Annotated in this window: 6 protein-coding genes; 2 read left to right on the top strand and 4 right to left on the bottom strand. The window is 51.5% G+C overall.

The features are described from left to right. Both AB7U36_RS14590 and AB7U36_RS14585 read left to right on the top strand, forming a co-directional pair. Positions 1–1,577 (top strand): helix-hairpin-helix domain-containing protein (locus AB7U36_RS14590; RefSeq protein ID WP_428160467.1); only part of this gene is annotated, 1,577 nt, incomplete at its 5' end. A 27-nt stretch (positions 1,578–1,604) separates the two neighbouring features. Beyond that, the gene (locus AB7U36_RS14585) at positions 1,605–4,064 is read left to right on the top strand and encodes a tetratricopeptide repeat protein (RefSeq protein WP_428160466.1); all 2,460 of its coding nucleotides are present in this window, start codon (positions 1,605–1,607) and stop codon (positions 4,062–4,064) included. Between the two features lie 36 nt (positions 4,065–4,100). Here the strand turns inward: AB7U36_RS14585 and AB7U36_RS14580 are convergent, their stop codons facing one another. The 4 genes from AB7U36_RS14580 to AB7U36_RS14565 form a co-directional block, all read right to left on the bottom strand. Then, the gene (locus AB7U36_RS14580; RefSeq protein WP_428160465.1) at positions 4,101–4,814 is read right to left on the bottom strand and encodes an ABC transporter ATP-binding protein; all 714 of its coding nucleotides are present in this window, start codon (positions 4,812–4,814) and stop codon (positions 4,101–4,103) included. Beyond that, entirely contained in the window at positions 4,814–5,587 is a 774-nt protein-coding gene (locus AB7U36_RS14575) for an ABC transporter ATP-binding protein (protein WP_428160464.1), read from the bottom strand. Before AB7U36_RS14575 ends, AB7U36_RS14580 begins: the two co-directional genes overlap by 1 nt. A 10-nt stretch (positions 5,588–5,597) precedes the next feature. Then, positions 5,598–6,860: a branched-chain amino acid ABC transporter permease gene (locus AB7U36_RS14570; RefSeq protein ID WP_428160463.1), complete on the bottom strand. Its 1,263-nt coding sequence runs from the start codon at positions 6,858–6,860 to the stop codon at positions 5,598–5,600. Positions 6,861–6,901: 41 nt separating this feature from the next. Next, the coding region (locus tag AB7U36_RS14565) for a branched-chain amino acid ABC transporter permease (protein WP_428160462.1) at positions 6,902–7,505 on the bottom strand (604 nt) is incomplete at its 5' end.

Raw genomic sequence — 7,505 nt, 5'->3', positions numbered from 1 at the left:
ACGCAACGGTGATCAAGGGAAAAGACGACGACGGGGCCAAGTTCAAGGACTATTTTGACTGGGAGGAACCAGCATTTAAAGCGCCTTCCCACCGGATACTTTCCATGCTCAGGGGAGCAACTGAAAAAATTCTTCGTGTCCATGTATTGCCCGATGAAAAAAAGGCTTTGAATATCATCCATGGGATTTACCCGGGCAAAAGAAAGGTCTGTCCACAAAGCCGGGTCCAGATCCTTGCAGCCGCCGAAGACGCATACAAACGGCTGCTCTCCAAATCCATTGAAAATGAGGCGTTGCGCATTCTCAAACAAAAGGCCGATGAAAAGGCAGTCGCTGTTTTCTCGGACAATTTACGTCAGGTGCTACTTTCCCCGCCCCTTGGCAGCAGGCCCGTACTGGCGCTTGATCCAGGGTTCCGCACCGGGTGTAAGATCGCCTGCCTGGACGCCACGGGAAAGCTGGTTCACCATGATGTAATCCACCCCCACACGCCAAACGGGAAACTAGCTGCCGCACAGCTCATTCCCAAACTTGTCTTCCAATACGAAATCCGGGCCATAGCCGTGGGAAACGGCACCGCAGGCCGGGAAACGGAAAGCTTCATCAGGGAATTGAAACTGCCCCAGGATGTGGATGTGATCATGGTGGATGAAAGCGGGGCGTCCATTTATTCAGCCTCGGAAACAGCCAGGGAAGAATTCCCGGATCACGACATTACGGTCAGGGGGGCTGTTTCAATCGGCAGACGGCTCATGGATCCCCTGGCAGAGCTTGTCAAGGTGGAACCCAAATCCATCGGGGTGGGGCAGTACCAGCACGATGTGGATCAGAATATGCTCCAGACCGCCCTGGACGATGTGGTGGTGTCATGTGTCAACCAGGTGGGCGTGGAGGCCAACACCGCATCAAAACAGCTGTTATCCCGGGTATCCGGCCTGAACGCCGGCATCGCCGCGAACATGGTCAAATACCGGGATGAAAACGGTGCCTTTGGGTCCAGAACTGATTTCCTCAAGGTGCCCCGTCTGGGCAAAAAAGCATTTGAACAGGCCGCAGGATTTTTAAGAATCCAAAACGGGAAAAATCCTCTGGACCGCAGCGGCATCCATCCCGAGTCCTATCCCGTGGTCAAACAGATGGCCAAAGACCTGGGCTGCCGTGTGGAAGAGATGATGGCGGAAAAAAGCCCGGTGCAAAGCATGGACCTTACACCCTATGTGACGGCGGCCACAGGGCTTCCCACTCTTAAAGACATCGTTGCCGAACTGGCAGTCCCGGGCCGGGATCCGAGACAGCCGTTCCAGGCATTCTCCTTTGACAAAGACATCCATGAGATGAAAGACCTTTTGCCGGACATGATTGTTCCGGGCATTGTGACCAATGTCACCGCATTTGGTGCTTTTGTGGATATCGGTGTTCACCAGGACGGACTTGTCCATATCAGCGAGCTGGCTGACCGGTTTATCAAAGATCCCAATGAAGTTGTCAAAGTCCGACAGCAGGTCAAGGTTCGTATTCTTGAGGTGGATATCCCCCGGAAAAGAATTTCTCTTTCCATGAAGAGGCAGCATATTTAGTGCCAGAACAGATAGTAAGGACACGGTATGACAACTTCAAAGAGCAATGATACGAAGCGTGAAAAGGAAAGCGTTGGCACCCCGGGCCCTGCAGATCAACTGGTGGCCCAAGGGCTCAAGTTTCATAAAAAAGGGGATTTTCCAAAAGCCGGGCGGTATTATAAGCAGGCCATTCAAATGGACCCTGGCAACGCGTCTGCCTATCATTTTCTTGGCATACTGGCCAATCAGGCAGACAAGCCCGAGCTTGCCGTTTCCTTGATTAAACAGGCCGTCTCCCTGTCCCCTGAACTGGCGCCAGCCCATTACAACCTGGGGGCGGCATTGGCCAAGCTGGGGCGTAAAGATGAAGCCATCACAAGTTATGAGCGCGCGTTATCCCTGATTCCGGATGATGTTCAGATTTCCTATAATCTGGGGCATCCTTATTTAGACCATCAGGAAAAGATCCCGTCCCCCAAAAAGGATGAAAAGCAGCCCCCTGGACGCCCCGGGGAAGGGCATCCGCCCAACGACCAGATCCAGGGATTGATCAGGCTGTATCAGGCCGGAAATATGGCCCAGGTAGAACAAAACTGCAAAGAGATGCTTAAAAAATTTCCGGATTCTTTTATTCTGTTTAATCTGTTAGGTGCTGCGGTCCAGGCCCTGGGACGGGTTGAAGAGGCGATTACGGCTTTTGACCGGATGCTTGGGTTAAATCCCAACTTCGCCGAAGGCTTCTATAACCGCGGGGTCGCCTACTCGGAAATGGGACGAATTAAAGAGGCGGTGCAGGATTACACCATGGCCGTTGAGATTGACCCGGATTTTTATAACGCCCATCTCAATCTCGGGCTCGCATTAGATACACTTGGGCATCCTGATCAGGCCGTTAAAAGTTTTGACCGGGCCATTGCCCTGGAGCCTGACAATGCCCATGGATACAACAACAGGGCTTTTTCCCAGATGAATGCCGGAAATATGGATGCCGCTTTAAAGGACTGTGAAAAGGCCATTGCTATTAATCCCAAACTTCCGGAAATTTATAATATCCGCGGGCTGGTATTTGATAAGCTTGGAAAGGCTCAAAAGGCCGCGGACAGCTTTAAGCAGGCCCTTCAACTGAGACCCGGATCTGTTCAATTTCAGGTTAACCTTGCCAACAATTTGAATACACTTAAAAAATATGACCAGGCTCTGGCGTATTGTGACCAGGCGATTAAATCCCATCCCAATTCCCCGGACGCCTATCATAACAGAGGCATGGCCCTGCACGGTCTGATGCGGTTTGAAGAGGCCATTAAAAATTTTGACCGGGCCATTGAACTTGCCCCGAAATTTTGCGAGGCGTTCTGCAACAGGGGGATTTGTTTCCATAGTCTGGGACTGATCGAAAAAGGATTTGCCGATTTCAACCAGGCGATTGGACTGGAGCCCGACAATGTCAGCGCCCTTTCCAACCGCGGACTGTCCCATCGTTTCTTCGGGCGGTTTGAAGAGGCTGAAAAGGATTTTGACCAGGCCCTTTCCATTGAACCTGATCATAGCTCAACTTTATTGAACAGGGCGTTTTTGTATCTTCTCACAGGTGATTTTGAAAAAGGGTGGGCTGAATATGAATGGCGGTGGAACAAGTCTTCCCGAAGAAAATTTTTGAATGGAAAGGTCTGGGATGGCGAACCCTTATCCGGTAAAACCATATTCATTTATGGAGAACAGGGGCTTGGCGATTTTATTCAATTTGTCAGATATCTGCCTCTGCTCCGGAACATGGGTGCACTAGTCATTTTGGAGAGCAAACCGGCATTGGCAAGGCTGATGGTAAATTTTGAAGGGTATGACCGCCTCCAGATCCAAATGGATGACAATGATCCCCCAGTCACAGACCGGTTTGACTATCATCTGCCGATCATGTCTCTTCCCAGGCTGTTTAAATCAACACTTGAAACGATTCCCTCAAAGGTGCCGTATCTGACTGCTGACAAAGAGTTAAGCAGGGTCTGGCAAGGCAGAATAAAAAAGGGAAAAGCATTGCGTGTCGGGGTGGCATGGGCGGGAAACCCTTCTCATAAGGGAGACAGGCGGCGGTCGGTCAGTTTAAGCCGGTTTTCATCTCTAAAAGAGATAAAAGGCGTTGATCTGTACAGCCTGCAAAAGGAAGCCCATGAATTATGGACAGATCAAGACCCAGACACCATCTTTATCCGGGATTTTGGAAAAGAGATTTCTGACTTTGCCGATACAGCTGCAATTATCAACAACCTGGATTTGATCATTTCAGTGGATACGGCGGTAGTTCATCTGGCGGGGGCCCTTGGAAAAGAAACCTGGGTGCTGCTGCCTTTTTCTCCGGACTGGCGATGGCTGACAAACAGAGACGATTCTCCCTGGTATCCGGGTATGAGATTATTCAGGCAGCCCTCTTCAGGGGATTGGGATTATGTGTTTAAGACCGTAACAGCGGCAGTGGAACAAAAAATTGCAGAAGATGTCATCGGCAAATAGCATCGGTTACAGATCCGTGCAATCCCAAACCAAAATTCATGCGCCCAGGTAGGCTTTTTTCACCTCCGGATCGTCAAGCAGCTTATCTGCCGGGCCTTCAAGCACAAGTTCGCCATGTTCAATCACATACCCTCTCTGGGCAAATTTAAGGGCAAGCCGGGCATTCTGCTCCACCAGCAGGATGGTGGTGCCGTATTTATTGATCTCTCTGAGGGCATCAAACATTTCAAGCATGAGCAAAGGGGCAAGCCCCATGGAGGGCTCATCCAGAATCATGAGTTTTCTGCCGCTCATATAGCCGCGGCCCACGGCCAGCATCTGCTGCTCCCCCCCGGACAGGGTGCCGGCAACCTGATTCTTTCGCTCTTCAAGGCGGGGGAAAAGATCAAACACCCACTTTTTATCCTTTTCAATCTGCCTGGTATCTTTTCTGGCAAAACAGGCCAGGGTCAGGTTTTCCGTTACCGTGAGGTTGCCGAAAATTCTCCGGCCTTCGGGGACATGGGAGATGCCAAGCCGGCTGACCACCTTGTCGGTGTTATAGGACAGCACATCTTGCCCCTCAAATTCAATCATGGATCCCGGCTCACTGGGCACCATCCGGGAGATGGCCCGAAGGGTGGTGCTTTTACCCGCACCATTGGCTCCGATAATGGTGACGATTTCACCGGCATCAATGCTGAAGGCAAGCCCGTGGAGGGCCTTGATATTGCCGTAGGAAACCTTAAGATTTTTAACGTTGAGCTGCATCAGGTCAAATCCTCCTTGCCCAGATAGGCTTCAATCACCTGGGGGTTGTTCTGGATCTCTTCGGGAGGTCCCTGGGCGATCACTTCGCCAAACACCAGGGTCTGGATATGCTGGCAAAGCTCCATCACAAATTTCATGCGGTGTTCAATCAGAAAAATAGCCACCCCGAAATCCCGGTGTACCTGTCTGATAATTTTGATCATCCGGATCAGTTCATCCGGGGTCATGCCTGCGGTGGGCTCATCCAGAAAAAGTACCTTGGGATTGGTGGCCATGGCCCGGGCCATTTCCACCCGGCGCTGGGCCCCGTAGGGAAGGCTTGTCACCAGCTGGTGGGCGTGCTGCTTGATATCAAAAAGTTCCAGAAGCCGGTAGGCGTTCTCTTGGGTTTGGGCTTCCTGTCTTTTGCATTTGCCGGTATTGAAGAATGCATCGAACAGGCCGTAGGTGAGCTGGGAATAGTGGGCCATTTTAATATGGTCCAGCACATTCATGTGCCGCCACAGCGCCAGGTTCTGGAAGGTTCTGCCAAGCCCCTTGGCCGCAATTTCATTGGTTTCCAGCCCCACAATACTTTCATTTTCAAGGGTAATACGGCCCTGGGTGGGGATATAGACTCCTGTGATCAGGTTAAAAACAGTTGTTTTCCCTGCACCGTTGGGGCCGATCAGCCCCACAATCTGGTTTGGCCCGACCGAAAGATTATAGTTGTGGACCGCCCGCAGCCCACCGAAATAGTGGGTCAGTTTATCTACATGAAGCAAAGGCGTCATGGTCGTCTCCTTATTTGTTTTTTCTGGCCCCAAGAAGTTTTCCGGCGTTGATCTCCCTGAAAGAGATTAAGCCGTAGGGCCTGAAGATCATGACACAGATCAGTATCAGGGGAATAATGATCCACTTGAACAGTTCCAGGGGACGCAGGGCTTCGCCTAGGATGTTGATGGAGACAGCGCCCACAATGGACCCCACAATGGAGTTAAGGCCCCCGAAATAGACCATGGCAAGAATTTCTGCCAGCCGGTTGATGCTGAACATGCCCGGGTTGATATAGGCCAGCACGTGGGCAAACAGCCCGCCGGCCACACCGGCCCAGAATGCGCCGAACATGAATGCGGTCATTTTGGTCTTCCGGGTTTTCACGGTCATGGATTCCGAAGCGGCCTCATCATCACGCACGGCATTAAGGGCCTTGCCCATGATGGAGGTGACAAAATTATGGATCACCCAGATGCACAGCATGGTCCAGATAAAGATCACATGGAGCGGGGCAAGATCAGGCTGCCCGCCCATGCCCCGGGCACCGCCGATGACATTGAGGTTTTCCACCGCACTTTTTACGATGAACATGAAGGCCAGGGAGATGATGGCCAGGTAATCCCCCCGGGTCCTGAATGAGGGGATTGCCACCAAAAGAGATGCAATGGCAGCGGCGATCCCGCCCATGACCAAAGCAAAGGGAAAAAGCCAGGGCCCCAGGGAAGGCGGCAGCACGGCAGCCCCGAAAATTTTGTCATTGGCAAACAGAAACAGGGTCATCGCGGAAGAGACATAGGCGCCCACAGCCATGAATCCCGGATGGGAACAGGAGAACTCACCCTGGTAGCCGTTGATCACGTTGATGCTGATGGTCAGGATAATGGATATCAGCGTCAGTTTCACCACAAGCACACGATAGTCGTTGATCCCGGCCCAAAGTGATAATATGCCGTAAAAACAGCATAAATGGATGAGCACGGAGAGCCATAACGGCAGCTTCTCCATGGCGCCTGCCAGCGGGTTGGTAAAAAAAGCAGAGGCTTTTCCCACAATGCAGACCGGCAGGACATAAACAAGCAGGTCATAGGCCAGGGCTCCGGGAATCATGAGAGGCTCCTTCAACATTAAGATGGCACCGAACAGTACCGGGATTTTGGGCAGGCTCAGGTAGTAGGAAATATAATCATACCCCCAGAAATACTCAATCAACACAGCAGCCAGCATCCCTAAAAGCCAGCCTGCCACGGGTATGTTGGAAAGCAAATTTTTTATGGATTGTACAATCTTCATGGCAACGCTTCTTTCTGAAAACGGGTAATAGAGATAAAAGATTACAGTCGCAGTTTGGTGCTGTACTCCATGCCGAAAAATCCCTTTGGCCTGAAGGTCAGTATCAAAAGGATAATGGAATAGGCAATGAGATCCCTTAGGGTGGACGGAAATATGGTGGTGACAAATATTTCAATAAACCCTAGAAGATAACCGGCCAAAGCTGCCCCCTTGATGGAGCCGCGCCCGCCAAGGATTGCCGCAACAAAGGCTTTCCAGCCAATCAGGACCCCCATGTACGGGTCCAGGATGGGAAATGCCTGGCCGTAGAGGATGCCGGCTACCGCAGCCAGCCCCGCACCAATGGCAAAGGTTAAAGGCGCCATGATGTTGATGGAGACCCCCATGAGGGGTACGGCAAGAAAATCAAAGGACATGGCGCGCATGGCCATCCCCCATTTGGTTTTCTGGATAAAGGCGTGCAACGCCAGCATGAGCAACAAGCTGATGATGATGATCATCACCTTGACATTGGTAAAATAGACCCCGCCCACACTGTAGGAGACCGATTCAATGAGCGGCGGAAAGCTTAGGCGTTTGGCACCCAGAAGAATCAAAATACCGGTTTCAAAAATAATGCCGATCATAAGGCCCGTGATGGCGGCA

It is taken from the genome of Desulfobacter sp. (assembly GCF_050177295.1).
The sequence above is the reverse complement of the archived record's forward strand: the minus strand, read 5'-3'. Positions and strand labels throughout refer to the sequence as shown.

Coding starts and splice junctions, on each gene's coding strand:
- AB7U36_RS14585 (WP_428160466.1), top strand. CDS start 1,605: ATGACAACTTCAAAGAGCAATGATACGAAGCGTGAAAAGGAAAGCGTT.
- AB7U36_RS14580 (WP_428160465.1), bottom strand. CDS start 4,814: ATGCAGCTCAACGTTAAAAATCTTAAGGTTTCCTACGGCAATATCAAG.
- AB7U36_RS14575 (WP_428160464.1), bottom strand. CDS start 5,587: ATGACGCCTTTGCTTCATGTAGATAAACTGACCCACTATTTCGGTGGG.
- AB7U36_RS14570 (WP_428160463.1), bottom strand. CDS start 6,860: ATGAAGATTGTACAATCCATAAAAAATTTGCTTTCCAACATACCCGTG.